The organism is Streptosporangium sp. NPDC049078, from assembly GCF_040648855.1.
In the GTDB taxonomy this organism is placed as follows: Bacteria; Actinomycetota; Actinomycetes; order Streptosporangiales; family Streptosporangiaceae; genus Streptosporangium.
Map to the genome: position 1 here is coordinate 244388 of NZ_JBEZEL010000014.1, position 15145 is coordinate 259532.

At 69.4% G+C, this 15145-nt stretch carries 13 protein-coding genes and 1 pseudogene; 5 read left to right on the forward strand and 9 right to left on the reverse strand.

The window, feature by feature from the left end:
* Nucleotides 1–130: 130 nt before the first annotated feature.
* The 3 genes from AB0B90_RS25020 to AB0B90_RS25030 all read right to left on the reverse strand — a co-directional run bounded on the left by AB0B90_RS25020 (nt 131) and on the right by AB0B90_RS25030 (nt 3539).
* Nucleotides 131–1081: a carbohydrate ABC transporter permease gene (locus tag AB0B90_RS25020; RefSeq protein ID WP_350945904.1), complete on the reverse strand. Its 951-nt coding sequence runs from the start codon at nt 1079–1081 to the stop codon at nt 131–133.
* A 55-nt stretch (nt 1082–1136) separates the two neighbouring features.
* On the reverse strand, nt 1137–2111 hold the full coding sequence (locus AB0B90_RS25025; RefSeq protein ID WP_350945903.1) for a sugar ABC transporter permease: 975 nt from the start codon (nt 2109–2111) through the stop codon (nt 1137–1139).
* 69 nt (nt 2112–2180) lie between these two features.
* Nucleotides 2181–3539, reverse strand: coding sequence for an ABC transporter substrate-binding protein (locus tag AB0B90_RS25030; RefSeq protein ID WP_350945902.1), 1359 nt, complete (start codon nt 3537–3539; stop codon nt 2181–2183).
* 195 nt (nt 3540–3734) lie between these two features.
* Between AB0B90_RS25030 and AB0B90_RS25035 the strand changes: the two genes are divergently transcribed.
* The gene (locus tag AB0B90_RS25035) at nt 3735–5114 is read left to right on the forward strand and encodes a GH1 family beta-glucosidase (RefSeq protein WP_350945901.1); all 1380 of its coding nucleotides are present in this window, start codon (nt 3735–3737) and stop codon (nt 5112–5114) included.
* Nucleotides 5111–6106 (forward strand): LacI family DNA-binding transcriptional regulator, encoded by a 996-nt coding sequence (locus tag AB0B90_RS25040; RefSeq protein WP_350945900.1) that lies wholly within the window; start codon nt 5111–5113, stop codon nt 6104–6106. The genes AB0B90_RS25035 and AB0B90_RS25040 overlap by 4 nt, the downstream gene beginning before the upstream one ends.
* Before the next feature lie 118 nt (nt 6107–6224).
* Here the strand turns inward: AB0B90_RS25040 and AB0B90_RS25045 are convergent, their stop codons facing one another.
* The 5 genes and pseudogenes from AB0B90_RS25045 to AB0B90_RS25065 all read right to left on the reverse strand — a co-directional run bounded on the left by AB0B90_RS25045 (nt 6225) and on the right by AB0B90_RS25065 (nt 10791).
* Entirely contained in the window at nt 6225–7220 is a 996-nt protein-coding gene (locus tag AB0B90_RS25045) for a LacI family DNA-binding transcriptional regulator (protein WP_350945899.1), read from the reverse strand.
* A gap of 40 nt (nt 7221–7260) precedes the next feature.
* Nucleotides 7261–7428, reverse strand: a pseudogene (locus AB0B90_RS25050) (family 1 glycosylhydrolase); the annotation flags it as partial.
* A gap of 66 nt (nt 7429–7494) precedes the next feature.
* A complete protein-coding gene (locus AB0B90_RS25055) occupies nt 7495–8352 on the reverse strand; it encodes a carbohydrate ABC transporter permease (RefSeq protein WP_350945898.1) in 858 nt (285 codons plus the stop codon).
* The gene (locus AB0B90_RS25060) at nt 8349–9314 is read right to left on the reverse strand and encodes a sugar ABC transporter permease (protein WP_350945897.1); all 966 of its coding nucleotides are present in this window, start codon (nt 9312–9314) and stop codon (nt 8349–8351) included. The genes AB0B90_RS25055 and AB0B90_RS25060 overlap by 4 nt, the downstream gene beginning before the upstream one ends.
* Before the next feature lie 184 nt (nt 9315–9498).
* On the reverse strand, nt 9499–10791 hold the full coding sequence (locus tag AB0B90_RS25065; protein ID WP_350945896.1) for an ABC transporter substrate-binding protein: 1293 nt from the start codon (nt 10789–10791) through the stop codon (nt 9499–9501).
* 585 nt (nt 10792–11376) lie between these two features.
* On the opposite strand from AB0B90_RS25065, the gene AB0B90_RS25070 reads away from it, so the two are divergent.
* Both AB0B90_RS25070 and AB0B90_RS25075 read left to right on the forward strand, forming a co-directional pair.
* Nucleotides 11377–11751 carry an FKBP-type peptidyl-prolyl cis-trans isomerase gene (locus AB0B90_RS25070; RefSeq protein ID WP_350925951.1) on the forward strand — a complete coding sequence of 125 codons (375 nt, stop codon included), beginning with the start codon at nt 11377–11379 and terminating at the stop codon, nt 11749–11751.
* Between the two features lie 288 nt (nt 11752–12039).
* Entirely contained in the window at nt 12040–13566 is a 1527-nt protein-coding gene (locus tag AB0B90_RS25075; protein WP_350945895.1) for an ATP-dependent DNA ligase, read from the forward strand.
* 110 nt (nt 13567–13676) lie between these two features.
* On the opposite strand, the gene AB0B90_RS25080 is transcribed toward AB0B90_RS25075, so the two are convergent.
* A complete protein-coding gene (locus tag AB0B90_RS25080; RefSeq protein ID WP_350945894.1) occupies nt 13677–14315 on the reverse strand; it encodes a DUF1707 and DUF4870 domain-containing protein in 639 nt (212 codons plus the stop codon).
* Between the two features lie 145 nt (nt 14316–14460).
* On the opposite strand from AB0B90_RS25080, the gene AB0B90_RS25085 reads away from it, so the two are divergent.
* The gene (locus tag AB0B90_RS25085) at nt 14461–14799 is read left to right on the forward strand and encodes a hypothetical protein (protein WP_350945893.1); all 339 of its coding nucleotides are present in this window, start codon (nt 14461–14463) and stop codon (nt 14797–14799) included.
* Nucleotides 14800–15145 lie beyond the last annotated feature (346 nt).

Genomic DNA, 15145 nt, shown 5'->3' on the forward strand with positions numbered 1-15145 from the left:
CCGCCGCCCGGGCCCGCGCCCCCCCGCCCCCACGCCCCCGCCGGGGGCCGCCCCCCCCCCCCCCCCCCCTCGCGGGGGCGGCCCCCCCCCGGCGCCCCCCCCCCCGGCAGGTGGACGCGGAAGAGGGTGCTCAGCCCTTGACGCCGCCCGCGAGCAGGCCGCGGACGAAGTAGCGCTGCATCGACAGGAAGACGATCAGCGGGATGATCAGCGAGACGAACGCCCCCGAGGTCAGGCGCTGCCACTCGTTGCCCTTGGTACCGGCCATCTGTGCCAGCCGTACCGTCATCGGAGCGCTCTCCGGGGTGCCCCCGGCGAAGATCAGGGCCACCAGCAGGTCGTTCCAGACCCAGAGGAACTGGAAGATCGCGAAGGTGGCGAGCGCGGGCCCGACCAGCGGGAGGACGATCGTGCGCAGGATCTTCCCGTGGCTCGCCCCGTCGACCCTCGCCGCCTCCATCAACTCGCCGGGAAGCTCGGACATGAAGTTGTGCAGCAGGAAGACGCCCAGCGGTAGCGCGAAGCAGGTGTGGGCGAACCAGACCTGAATGAACCGGGCGGGGCCCTCCAGCTCCCAGGCGGGCATCAACTGGAGGCCGAAGACGGACACGCCCTCGGAGAAGAACGAGAGCAGTGGCACGAGTGCCATCTGCAGCGGCACGATCTGCAGCGCGAAGATGCCGATGTAGATCCACTCTCGTCCGCGGAACGGCAGCCAGGCGAGCGCGTACGCCGCGAAGGTGGCGAGGGCGAGCGGGAAGAGCACCGACGGGATCGTGATGACGATCGAGTTGATCAGGAAGCTCATCATCTGGCCGGAGGACGAGGAGGTTCCGAACAGGACCTGCTGGTAGTTCTCCAGGGTGATCTGCGGGTCGGAGAAGAACGTCCACCAGCCGGTGGTCTTGATCTGGTCCTCCGGGCGCAGCGAGGACAGCAGCAGGCCGAAGGTCGGGGTGGTCCACAGGACCGCGATGACGATCGCCGCGGCGCCGGCGACGCGGCCGCTCAGCCTCCGCCGTACGCGCTGCGGTGCCGTCGTCGCCTCGGGCCGCACCATGGTCTGGGTCAACGTGGCCATGTGGACTCCTTCGCCGTCCGCGTACTCGCGACGCGGGGCCTGCCTGCTCGCCCGGTCACCTGACGGCCTCTCTGCGCTGGCGGATCTGGTAGATCACGATCGGGGTCACCAGGACGAACAGGAAGACCGCGAGGGCCGCGCCCTTGCCCGTCTCGCCGTACCGGAACGCCTGGTTGTACATCTCGTTGGCGATGACGCTGGTGTCGAACTGGCCGCCGGTCATGGTGCGGACGATGTCGAACAGCTTGAGGGTGCCGATCGACTGCGTGACCAGCACCACGATCACGGCCGAGCGGATGGACGGCAGCGTCACCCGGAAGAACATCTGCAGCGGGCTCGCCCCGTCCAGCCGGGCGGCCTCGACGATCTCGGCGGGGATTCCCTTGATCGCGGCGGAGAGCACCACGGTGGCGAAACCCGCCTGGATCCAGACCATGACCACGATGAGGAACAGCGTGTTGAGCGGTGCCTCCTGGAGCCACTGCTGTGGTTCGCCGCCGAACGCGACCGTGATCTGGTTGAGCAGGCCGATCTGGTCCTGCTCCTCGGAGCGGTAGGCGTAGACGAAGCGCCAGATGATGCCCGCCCCGACGAAGGAGATCGCCATCGGCAGGAAGACGAGTGACTTGGCGAGCGACTCGAAACGGGTGCGGTCGACCAGGACGGCGTAGACCAGCCCGACCGAGGTCACCAGCAGCGGGACGAGCAGCACCCAGACGAGGGTGTTGCGGAGGACGATCACCGCCTCCGGCTGGGTGAACATCCAGGCGTAGTTGGACATGCCGACCCACTCCTTGCCGTCGCCGCTCATGAACGACAGCAGGGTGGTGCGCACGGCCGGTACGACCAGGCCGATGGCGAGGAGCAGGATGGCGGGCAGGAGCAGGATCGTGGCGTGGGTCCACGCGCGCCGCCGCATCGGCGCGCGGTCGAGGAGCACCAGGATCACCGCCACCACCACGAGGAACGCGGCGACGCCGATCAGCAGTTGGAGGAGTTTGGGCAGTTCGGCGGCGAAGTCGAAGTCCATCGGAGAATCTCCCGGGAGGACGACGGTCCGGTCCTGCGCATCACGCAGAACCGGACTCATCGGGATATATCAGGACTTGGGCCAGGAGGCTTCGATGTAGTCGAGGACCGTCTTGGTGTCCTTGCCGTTGATCCAGTCGGTCATGCCCTTCCAGAACGTGCCCGCGCCGACCGCGGCGGGCATCAGGTCCGAGCCGTCGAAGCGGAAGATCGTGCTCGGGTCCTGGAGCATCTCCATGGAGAGCTTGTCGATCGGGTTCTGGGCGTTGGCCGGGTCGACGCCCTTGCGCGCGGTGACGTAGGTCGCCAGCTTCATGCGGGCGGTGGGGAACTCCGCGGAGGCGAGATACGCCTGGACGGCCTGGACCTCGGGACGGTCGGTGAAGGCCGCCACGAACTCGCCCGCGCCGAGCACCGGCTTCTTGGCCGGGTCGTTGCCCGGCAGGTAGAAGGCGAACACGTCGCCGTCCTCGGCGACCTTGGTCCCCTCGGGCCAGAAGTTGGCGTAGAAGGACGCCTGGCGGTGCAGGGCGCACTTGCCCTCGGTGATCGGGACACCGCCCTCCTGGAAGGCGGTGCTGGCGATCGACTTGACCGGGCCGTAGCCGCCGTTGACGAACTTCTCGTTCTTGAGGATCGCGCCGACCTTGTCGACCGCCGCGGTGACCTTGGGGTCGTTGAACGGGGTCTTGTGGCTCACCCAGTCGTCGTACCCCTCGGGACCGGCCTCCCTGAGCATGAGGTCCTCGATCCAGTCGGTCGCCGGCCAGCCGGTCGCGTCACCGGACTCGATGCCCGCGCACCACGGCTTCACGCCGGAGTCGGCGATCGTGTTGGTGAGCGTCATGAGCTCGTCCCAGGTCTTGGGGACGGCCCAGCCCTTCTCGGTGAACATCTTCGGCGAGTACCAGACGAAGGACTTCACACTCGCGCCGAGCGGGGCGCCGTAGAAGACGCCGTCGACGGTGGCGTACTTGGCCCAGTCCTCCGACCAGCCCTCGGCGGTGAGCTTCTTGATCTCCTCGGAGGCGGGCTTGAGCTTTCCCGCCTTGGCGAAACGCTCAAGAAGGCCCGGCTGGGGGAAGAAGGCGATGTCGGGAGGGTTGCCGCCGTCCGCGCGGACCTGGATCTGCGCCTCGAACTCGCCGGTGCCCTCATAGGTGATCTTCATTCCGACGCAGTCGGCGAACGGCTTCCACGCCTTCTCGAAGTGGTCGGCCTCCGCGTCGCGGATCGGCGAGTAGATGCTGACGGTCTTGCCCTCGTGTTTGCCGTACTGACTGAAGGCGGCACATTCGGGGGACGCGCCGGCGTCGTCGCCACCCGCCGATGGCGTGGGGTCCGCGGATCCGCAGGCGGTGACGACCAACGCCAGCCCTATGCTGCCCGCCACAAGGGCGGTGCGCCGGGGCCGAGAGAGGAGCGACATGGAACCATCCTCCAAATACACAATTGCCGGGGAGTGTGAGAGCGCTCTCTGGAAGAGTTGTCTGCCCACAACGCAAAGTCAAGAACCGTGATATTACGGTTACCATCTCAGAATTCTTGACACGATCTGTGCGGTACCGTGATGCTCCAGAGAGCGCTCTCACGTAACAGCCGAACAGAATGGGGCGGTGAGGACATGACCATGTCCGCCGAAAAGTCCTACGACCTTCAGGACTCCGGCGTGCTGAGATTCCCCGAGGGCTTCGTCTGGGGTGCCGCCACCGCGGCCTACCAGATCGAGGGCGCCACCCGGGATGACGGCAGGGGCCCCTCCATCTGGGACACGTTCTCCCGCACCCCCGGCAAGGTTCACGCGGGCCACACCGGTGACGTCGCGTGCGACCACTACCACCGCTATCCCGAGGACGTCGCGCTCATGCGCGACCTCGGCCTGCACTCCTACCGGTTCTCCATCTCCTGGCCCCGCGTGCAGCCCGACGGGTCGGGGCCCGCCAACCCGCGCGGCCTGGACTTCTACGACCGCCTCGTCGACGAGCTCCTCGAAAAGGGCATCACCCCCATCGTGACGCTCTACCACTGGGACCTGCCGCAGACCCTGGAGGACCGCGGCGGCTGGACCAGCAGGGAGACCGCCGCGCACTTCGCCGACTACGCCGCGATCGCGCACGGCAGGCTGGGTGACCGGGTCGAGACGTGGACCACCCTGAACGAGCCCTGGTGCTCGTCCTTCCTCGGCTACGCGTCGGGCATCCACGCCCCCGGCCTCGCCGAGCCCGCGCTGGGCTTCGCCGCCGTCCACCACCTGCTGCTCGGCCACGGCCTGGCCGTCCAGGCGCTGCGCGCCTCGGGCGCCGCCACGGTCGGCGTCACGCTCAACCTCTCCCCCGTGATCGGCGACGACGCCCTCGCGGTCGAGCTCGTCGACGGCCTGCAGAACCGGATCTTCCTGGACCCGGTGCTGCGCGGGGAGTATCCCGCCGACGTCGTCGAGCGTGCCCGCCGCTTCACCGACTGGTCCTTCGTCCAGGACGGTGACCTGGAGATCATCGGTCAGCCGATCGACCTGCTGGGCGTGAACTACTACCACCCGCAGACCGTGACCGTCCGCGCCGGCGAGCCCGCCAACCTGGTCTATCCGGGCAGCGAGGGCATCGCCTTCGGCGGAGCCGACGCGCCGCAGACCGCGATGGGATGGCCGGTGCAGCCGTTCGGCCTCACCGACCTGCTCCTGCGGCTCTCGCGCGACTATCCGGGCACCCCTCTGATCATCACCGAGAACGGTGCCGCCTTCGACGACGTCGTCGAGGACGGCGAGGTGCACGACGTCGGCCGCCTGTCCTACCTCGACGGCCACCTGCGCGCGGCGCACGCGGCGATCGAGGGCGGCGCCGACCTGCGCGGATACCTCGTGTGGTCGCTGCTGGACAACTTCGAGTGGGCCGAGGGGTATGACAAGCGGTTCGGCGTCGTGCACGTCGACTACGCGACGCAACGCCGCATCCCCAAGGACAGCGCCCTGTGGTACAGCCAGGTCGTACGCCGGAACGGACTGTGAGGACCCGTCCGACCCTGGAGAAGGTGGCCGCCCGGGCGGGTGTGTCCCGGGCGACGGCCTCGCGCGTGGTCAACGGCTCCACGCGCGTGGCACCCCAGATCCGCGACGCGGTCAACCGCGCCGTGGAGGAGCTGGGCTACGTGCCCAACCAGGCGGCGCGGAGCCTGGTCACCCAGCGGGCCGACTCCATAGCGCTCGTCTTCCCCGAGCCGGCGACCCGGGTCTTCTCCGACGACCCGACCTTCGCCGGGATCATCCGCGGGGTCAGCCTGGAGATCGAGGAGGCCGACAAGCAGCTCGTGCTGATGCTCATCGGCGCGACGGGCGGCTACCAGCGGGCCGAGCGCTACGCCACCAACGGCCACGTGGACGGCGTGGTCATCGCGTCGATGCACGGCACCGACCCGCTGCCGGCCATCCTCGCCAGGCGCGGGGTGCCGGTGGTGTGCAGCGGCAGGCCGACCGTGCCCAGCAGCCTGCCGTACGTGGACGTGGACAACGCCGGCGGCGCCGAGCGCGCGGTGCGGCACCTGATGGAACGGGGCAGGCGGCGCATCGCCACCATCGCCGGGCCGCAGGACATGATCGCCGGAATCGACCGGCTCGACGGCTACCGCGCCGTGCTGCGCGACTCCGACCGCCGCTCCATCGTCGCGGTCGGCGACTTCACCCGGGAGTCGGGGACGACCGCGATGCGGCAGCTGCTCGCCGACGACCCGGAGATCGACGCGGTCTTCGTGGCGAACGACCTGATGGCGCTGGGCGCGCTGACGGCCCTGCGCCAGGCGGGCCGACGGGTCCCCGACGACGTCGCGCTGGTCGGCTTCGACGACATCCCGGCCGTCTCCTACGCCGAGCCTCCGCTGACCACGGTCAGGCAGCCGACCGTCGAGATGGGACGGAGGCTCGCCCGCATGGTCCTCGACCTGGAGGAGAAGGCGCAGGTGACACTCCCCACCGAGCTGGTCGTCCGGGAGTCCACCGCGTCCTGAGACCGGTCGCCCTCCGGCCACGGGAGCGGGCGAAACTCAAGACCCGACGAAGAGCACGGACCCGAAGCCCCGGTCGGGTGCCAGGGCTCCGGCCCCCGGCCCGGGCTCCGAAGCGGGACTACGAGGACGCCCGGACGACCAGATCCGTGGACACGATCATCGACTCGGCGGGGCCTCCCTCAAGGAGGGAGAGCAGCAGGCGGACCATCGCCGCGGCCTGCTCGGCATGCGGCGTGTGGATGGTCGTCAGCGGCGGGTCGGTGTAGCGGGCGGCCTCGATGTCGTCGTAGCCCACGATGGCGACCTCGTCGGGAATCCTCCGGCCCGCCTGGCGGAGCGCGTGCATCGCGCCGATCGCCATCAGGTCGTTCGCGGCGAAGACCGCGTCGATCTCCGGGTCGTCGGCGAGCAGCTGCCGCATCGCGACCGCCCCCGACTCCCGGGTGAAGTCGCCGACCGCGATGATCGAGCGGCGGTCGGAGTCGCGCAGCACCTCGCGGTAGCCGGTCAGCCGGTCCTGCCCGCCTATCATGTCCAGCGGCCCCGCGATGGTGGCGATGCGCCGCCTGCCTCGCTCCAGCAGATGCCGCACGGCGGTGGCGGCGCCCTCGACGTTGTCGTTGTCGACGTACGGTATCTCGACCGGCACGGCGGGTCTGCCGTAGGAGACGACCGGGACGCGCAGCCGGGTGAGCGCGACCGGCAGCGGGTCGGCACCGTGGCTGGACACGAGCATGACGCCGTCGACGTGGCCGCCGGCGATGTAGTGCTCCACCCGGGCATGGCTCTCCGGCGACCCGGCCAGCAGCAGCACCACCTGCTTGTTGACGGCCTCCAGCTCCAGGCTGGCCGAACGGATGACGGTGGAGAACATCGGGTCGTCGGAGAAGACCCGGTTCGGCGACTCCGAGACGACCAGCGCGACCGAGTTGGTCCGCTGGGTCACCAGGTTTCTCGCCGCCCCGTTGGGGACGTAGCCGAGCTCGTTCACCGCGCGCATGACCAGGTCCCGGATGTCGGCGGTGACCGTGGTCTGGCCGTTCACCACCCGGGAGACGGTCGACCGGGAGACCCCGGCACGGGCGGCGACCGCCTCCAGGGTGGGACGTCTCATCGTGTTCTTCCCCTACCGTCGATTGCGGTCCGTTACGTGCGATGACATCGCGGTACAACGGCGCGCCGTCCTTGAGCGGACGCCGCCGGGTGGCGAAGTCCGCGCGCACGATCCCGAACCTACGCCGGTCCCCTCCGGCCCACTCGAAATTATCAGCAGCGGCCGGATGACCACGCACGTCCGCCCCTTCGGCGATCGCGGCGTGCACGACGCGCGGGTGGCCGTTGCCGTCGGCACGACGGAGGCGAGGGTGGCCTCCGAGTGCCGACGGCGGTCATCCCTTCACCGCCCCCTGCATGATTCCTCCGATGATCTGTTTGCCGAGCAGGGCGAACACGACGACCAGTGGCAGCGTGCCGAGCGTGGTGCCCGCCAGGCCGAGCACGTAGTCGTTGACGTATCCGCTGGCCAGTGTGGACAGGGCCACCTGGACCGTCGGATCCTCCGGGGTCAGGACGACCAGCGGCCAGAAGTAGTCGTTCCAGACCGACATGAAGGTGAGCATGCCCAGCACCGCCGCCGCCGGGCGGGCGGCCGGGAGCACGACGTGCCAGAACAGGCCCCAGGTGCTGCAGCCGTCGACCCGGCCCGCCTCGAGCAGCTCGGTCGGCAGCGCCCTGGAGAGGTACTGGGTCATGAAGAACACCCCGAACGCGTTGACGAGCGCGGGCACGATCAGCGCGTACATGGTGCCGGTCCACTCCAGCTTCACCATCAGCATGTACAGCGGGATGATGCCGAGCTGGGTCGGCACCATCATCGTCGCCACGGTGAGCAGGAGCAGGGCGTTGCGCCCGCGGAAGCGCAGCTTGGCGAAGGCGAACCCGGCCAGGGTGGAGAAGAGCATCACCGCGAACGCGACGGCGCCGGAGACGACGACGGAGTTGAGCATCGCCAGGGCGAAGGGGACCGTGTCGAAGACGCGGGCGACGTTGGCGAAGAAGTTGCCGCCGGGGATGAGCGGCGGCGGCACGTCGGCCAGGGCCGCGTTGTCGCGGGAGGCGACCACGACGCTGTAGTAGAGCGGCATCATGGAGAAGAACGCCACCGCGGCGAGCGTGAGGTAGGTGAGCCTGCGGGCGGCGCCGCCGGAACGACGGCGGACCGCGGGGACGGCGGTGTGGGCGCTCATGTCAGCCCTCCCTTCCCACGACGGGTGAGCAGGTAGTTGACGCCGACGACCACCACGATGAAGACGAACATCATCCAGGAGATGGCCGAGGCGTAACCGAAGTCGAGCTTGGTGAAGTTCTCGTAGATGAACAGGGAGAGCGTCTGATACTGCCGGTCCACCCCTCCGGTGACGAGGTAGGAGCCGAACAGCAGCGGCTCGGCGAGGATCTGCATCGCGCCGATCGTCGAGGTGATGACGACGAAGATGATCGTTGGCTTGATCATCGGAATGGTGATCCTGCGGAGCTGGGTCGTCCCGCTCGCGCCGTCGATGGTGGCCGCCTCGTACAACTCGCGCGGCACCGCCTGCATCGCCGCCAGGAGGATGAGGGCGTTGTAGCCCGTCCACCGCCACATGATCATGGTGGAGATGGCGAAGTGAGAGCTGAGCACCCCCTCGTTCCAGGCGACGCCCTCGACGCCGACCAGGGAGAACACCCAGTTGATCATGCCGAAGTCCCGGCCGAACAACTGACTGAAGATGACCACCACCGCGACCACACTGGTCACGTTGGGCAGCAGCAGCGTGATGCGGAAGAAGGTCTGCGCCCGTAGCGGCCGGTTGAGCAGGTGGGCGAGCCAGATGGCGAGCAGCAGCTGCGGCACGGTGGACAGCACCCCGATGGACAGGGTGTTGAAAGTGGCGTTCCAGAAGTAGTCGTCGGCGAGCAGCGCTCTGAAGTTCTCCAGGCCGACGAAGGTCTGCTCGTCCCGGAGCAGCGTCCACTCGTGCAGGCTCACCCAGGCGGTGTACGCGAGGGGAAACAACCCGAACGCGGAGAAGAGCAGGAAGAAGGGGGCCACGTAGGCGTACGGCGAGCCCTTGACGTCGAGTTGGTGAACCAGTTGGCGGCGGAGGCGGGGTCCCGCCTGCCTGTTCGGCGGGACCGCCGCCAGGCGATCGGGCGCGCGAGTGGCCATGGCAGCTCCTTTCTGCGGTTCTTCGGACGGCGGGAGAAGTGCGGCCCGTCAGGGCGGGCGGCGTCGGCCCGTCACGGCGCACGGCGGGAGGCGTGCGGTTCCGCGGCACGGGACGCGTGCCCGCCACGGAACAGGGGCACGAGCCGGTGGCCGACCGGTGCCAGACCGGCCGGCCGGGGGACGACTACTTGATCCTGCCGACGTCCTTGAGCGCCTGTGCCCAGGCCTCCTCGGCGTTCTGCTTGCCCTGGTCGACCCGCTGGAGACCGTCGCCGATCGCCTGCAGGACGTCACCGGCCTTGGGACCCACGGGCTGTGGCTTGAGCGACTTGGCCGCGTCGGTGAAGATCTTGCCGATCGGCGCGTTGCCGAAGTACGGGTTGACGAAGTCCTTCACCGCGGGGTCGTCGTACAGAGCGGGCAGCGAGGGCAGCGCGCTCGCCTCCTTGAAGAGCTTGATCTGGCTCTCCTTGCTGGTCAGCAGGTCGATCAGTGCCGCGGCCTCCTTGGGATGCCTGCCCTGCTTGGGCAGCATCAGGTGGGTGCCGCCCTGGTTGCCGCCGCCGCCGGGGACCGCCGCGATGTCCCATGTGCCCTCGCCGGGCTTCTGATCCTTGATCGTTCCGGTCTTCCAGGCCGGGCAGACCATGGTGGCGAAGCTGCCCTTGGCGATGCCGGTGTTCCACGGCGGCGAGAACGCGGCGAGGTTGGCCGAGAGACCTTCGTCGATCATCTTCACGCCCGTGTCGTACGCCTTGCGCACGTCGGGGTTGGTGGCGGCGACGATGTTGTACTCGGCGTCGTAGAAGCCGATGGGGGCCTGCTCGACCATGGCGCGGAAGTGCTCGCCGGGACCGTCGGTGAACTTGGCTCCCTCCACCTTGCCCGCGACGAACCTCCTGCCCGTCTCGACGTAGGCGTCCCAGGTCGGCCAGAGCGCCGAGACCTCGTCGCGGTCGACGGGCAGGCCGGCCTTCTTGAACAGGTCCGGGCGGTAACACATGGCCAGGCCGCCGACGTCGGTACCGAGGCCCAGGAGGGCGGAGCCGTCGTTGGAGACGCCCAGCTTCCACTTCCAGTCGAGGTATTCGCTCTCGCGCCTGTCCAGGCCGTATTCCTTGAGGTCGTGGAACTTGTCCGGCACGGGGGTGAAGGCGCCGATGTAACCGCCCTCGACGGCGACCACGTCCGCGGCGCCCGCGCCGGTGGTCAGCTGGGTGATGAGGTTGGTGTGGTGGTCGTTGAACTGCGCGCGGCGCTCCACGATCTCCACGTTGGGGTGGGTCTTCTTGAACTCCTCGTACAGCGGCGCGTAGTGGAAGTCGCTGAACAGCCCGACGGTCAGCTTGATCTTCTCGGCCGGCCCCGAGGCCGGCCCGCCGCTCCCGGCGCCACCCCCACCGCAGGCGGTGAGGCCCAGGACCAGGGCGGAAACGGCGGCCGTCGGGGCGAGGAACCGCTGGCGTGACTTACGCATGGAACCCTCCCGGGGTCCTGATAGATGATCATGAAGAGAGCGCTCTCTGAGAGAGATTGACGCCAAGGGGATTGCCTGTCAACGGCACCGCCGACCTCGCCCCGCGCCTGGCGGTCGGCTTTTCACGGAAAGTGCCCTCTCGCTCTCTTGGACGTTTCCGCAGCCCAGATAGGTTTTGAAGTTAAATTTTATAGAAAATGGAGCGCTCCCACGAGGAAAGGTCACATTAAGGTCGCGTTTCCAGCGTGTTCCACAGGACCGCACCGGCCTCTTGACACCCCCCGCCGAGCGGGCCACTCTCTATCTCAGAGAGCGCTCCCTCACGACTTTCCCCCGTGGTCCCACCTGCCGCCCGCACCCGCGGCGCCACTGGTCCCCGCCTCGCGAGGTGATCCCGGACGGCCTCGCGTACGAGTGCTCGCCGCCCCCGTACGGGAGACCCCTCCCCTCCTCGGAAGGACGACTTCGGAAAAGACGACGCGGAAGCCACCTCGGCCCCCACGTCTCTCGTGGTGACGCCGGAAGCCGTAGAGTCGTCCGGCCGGTCGGAAATCGACCGGCGCGCATCCAACCAAGGAGAACCACGTGGCACTGGAGAAGCCGGAGATCGACTTTCCGGAAGGCGCCCCGCCCTCGGAGCTGGAGATCGTCGACATCGTCGTAGGGGACGGCCCGGAGGCCAAGCCGGGACACCAGGTCACCGTGCACTACGTCGGCGTTGCCTTCTCGACGGGCGAGGAGTTCGACGCGTCGTGGAACCGCGGAGACACCTTCCAGTTCCCGCTGGGCGGGGGCCGGGTCATCGCGGGCTGGGACCAGGGCGTCGCGGGCATGAAGGTCGGCGGCCGCCGCCGTCTCACCATCCCGCCGCACCTCGGCTACGGCAACGCCGGCGCGGGCAACCGCATCAAGCCGGGCGAGACGCTCATCTTCGTCGTGGACCTGCTCGGAGTGAGCTGACCCGGGACGAAACGACGCATGCGGGCGGGCCACACCGGCGACGGGTGGCCCGCCCCGCGTGTCCTGTCACCCCTCCGCCCCTACTGCCGTCCCGATCGTCCTGCACCGTCCCCCATATCCGGCACCGTGCCCTGCGTCCGATGTCGTCCTCTGTGTGCCCCGGTCTGGCGGCCACCTCACGTTCGCGAGGTTCGCGGGAAGGTCCGACCTCCCCGCGGGGCGCGATGACTCAGAAAAGCAGCGCCTCGCCTCACCGAAATACCGCTCGTAGCTCTTAAGCTGGCCATTGTGTTGTTGATCGACCTCGCGCGCACCTCCGCGGCCGTGACCGCCGTCTCCGCCCGGCTGGCGAAGACCGCCCACCTCGCGGAGCTGCTCGGCAGGGTCGAGCCGGACGAGGCCGAGATCGCGATCGCCTACCTCTCGGGAGAGCTGCCTCAGCGCAACGTCGGAGTGGGCTGGACGAGCCTGCAGGACCCGCCGGAGCCCCGGCTCGCCGCCACCGCCACCCTGCGCGGGGTCCACGACCTCCTCGATGAGATCAAGGCCCTGTCGGGCCCCGGCTCGCAGAGCGCGCGCAGGACGCTGGTCTCCGAGCTGTTCGGCGCCCTCACCCGCCAGGAGCAGGTCTTCCTGTCACGGCTGCTGCGGGGCGAGCTGCGTCAGGGCGCGCTTGAAGGAGTGATGGTCGAGGCCGTGGCGAAGGCGGCCGGGGTGCCGGTCACCGAGGTCAGGCGGGCGCTGACGTTGCGCGGCTGGCTTCCCGCCGTCGGCGCCGCCGCCCTGGGCGGTGGGGTCGAGGCACTGCGTGCCTTCCACCTTGAGGTCGGCCGCCCGGTGTCGCCGATGCTCGCCCAGAGCGCCACCTCCATCGCGACCGCGTTCGGCAAGCTCGGCGAGCCGGTGGCCATCGAGTGGAAGCTCGACGGCGTCAGGGTCCAGGCGCACCGCTCGGATGAGCGGATCACCGTCTTCACCCGCGCCCTTGAGGACATCACCGCGCAGGTGCCCGAGCTGGTCGAGGCGGTGAGCGCCCTGCCCTCCCGCGACCTCGTCCTCGACGGCGAGGTGATCGCGCTGCGGGCCGACGGCCGCCCCGAGCCCTTCCAGGTCACCTCGGGCCGCGTGTCCAGCCGCACCGACGTGCCGCGCGTGCGCGAGAGGACCCCGCTGAGCGTCTTCTTCTTCGACGCGCTGCGGGTCGACGGCGCCGATCTGCTCGACCTGCCGGGTGAGGCACGCCATGCGGCCCTGACCGCCGCCGTGCCCGCGGAGCTGGTGACCCCCCGCCTGGTCACCGGCGACGTCGCGGACGGCGAGGCGTTCTTCAAGGACGCGATCAGGAGCGGCCACGAGGGCGTGGTGGTCAAGTCGCTCCTGACGCCCTACGCGGCCGGGCGGCGCGGCGCCGGCTGGATCAAGGTGAAGCCCCGGCACACGCTCGATCTCGTCGTCCTGGCTGCGGAATGGGGCCATGGCCGCCGCGAGGGCAGGCTCTCCAACCTGCACCTGGGCGCCCGCGACCCGGTGACCGGCGGATTCGTCATGCTCGGCAAGACCTTCAAGGGCCTGACCGACGAGCTGCTCGCCTGGCAGACCGACCGCTTCCTCGGCATCGCCGAGGGACCCACCGACGGCTGGACGGTCACCGTCCGTCCCGAGACGGTCGTCGAGATCGCCTTCGACGGCGTGCAGCAGTCGAGCCGCTATCCCGGCGGCATGGCGCTGCGCTTCGCCAGGGTCATCCGCTACCGCACCGACAAGACGGCGGACCAGGCCGACACCGTCGACATGGTCCGCGCCCTCATGCTCTGACATGTCTTCGCGCTCGTGTCACGTCCGTGGTCCGGCGTACCGCCGCACGGGTGCCGTCCCTCGTGCGGCTGCCGTTCCGTAGGTCCTGCGGCCTCAGGACGCCGGAGGCGTCATTTAACGAGACGCAGGGTGAAGGGGTATCGGAAGTCGCCGTCGCCCGCCGCGGCCACGGCGCCGACCACGGAAAGCACCACGCCGCCGATCCAGAGCAGGGGCGTCAGGACGAAGCCGATGAAAGTGATCGCCAGCACGATGGTGGCCGCGAGCATCGTCAGCTGGAAGTTCAGTGCCTCCACCGAGTGCGCCCGGATGTAGGGCGACGTCCTGCCCGCGGTGAGCATCATGACGGCCGGACCGATGACGGGAAGGCCCGCCAGCGGGAGCAGGTGCGACGCCACCGCCCCCAGACGCTCCGCTCCGCTCTCCCCCCGGCCGAAGGGGCGTGCGTGATGACCGTACGCGACCTGACCCGCGGCGGGCGGGTAGGAGGCGGCACGGGCCGGACGCGTGCCGTACAGCTCGTTCATGATCGGGACGAGGTCGCCGTGGACGCGGGCCGTCATCGCCCGCTCCAGCCTGTCGTCGAACTCGGCCTTGTCGAGTCTTCCCTCCGCGTAGGCGGCCTGGACGTGCTCGACCACCCGCTCGCGATCCTGGTTGCTGACCCGAAGCCCCGCGTGACCGGGTCGAGGACCTGCCGCCGGCACTCCCCCGTACCCCGGGCCTGCTGGTGTCGCTGTGCCTGCCATGAGACCGATACCCTTTCTTCGCCGCTTCGATCTCAATGTTCGTCCAGATTGTCGGCCCGGTATATCAGGATGAACCCCCATAAGCCCCTGAGACCCATCCCTGGCCTTCCGCCACGGAACGAGCAGGAGAGGTATACAAGGAAATATGAGATGGCGAGATCGCTACGGGTTGAGGCGGCTACGCGGGCCGAAGATCGCGAAGTTCGACCGCGCCACGACCGACGCCGACATCGAGGCGCTCATCGCCTTCGCGAAGTCGCGCAAGAGCGTCGAGTTCTACGTCGAGCCCGAGACATTCGCGACGAACACCACGGCGGTGGCCGTCGCCGACGACGGTGAATGGACCCGGCGCCGGGTCGGCTCCCCCGCGGTGATCCGCAAGGTGGCCCGCGACCTGGCCCTGCCCGTCTACGACGTCCAGCTGACCGGTTATCCCCCCCGGATGAGGGCCTACAACGAGCGTCAGAAACGCGCCGAGGGCTGAGCGAAGAGAGCCGGGCTCCCCTCATCACCGAAACCGGGGAGCCCCGCGTGCATCCGCCGACACGGGGGCACGAGAGACCGGCGGCCCTCTCGTCGCCAGGGGCCGCCTCACTCTTACCGCGGTACGGACAGAGGGCGGCGGGATGACCGGCTGCGGTCCGCCGACGCGGCCGAGGATCACGTCGGCCGGATGACCGACCGGCCCGGGGCCACCGGCACTCGCGAGGAAACGCCCTCGGGCGCACGGGCTGCCGCCCGCCGAGCCGAAGGGCTCCCGGCGCTCGCGAGGAACGCCCCCATCGAGCGGCCGGCCCTGGTCCGCCGACGGCGCCGCCGGCACCGGTCGG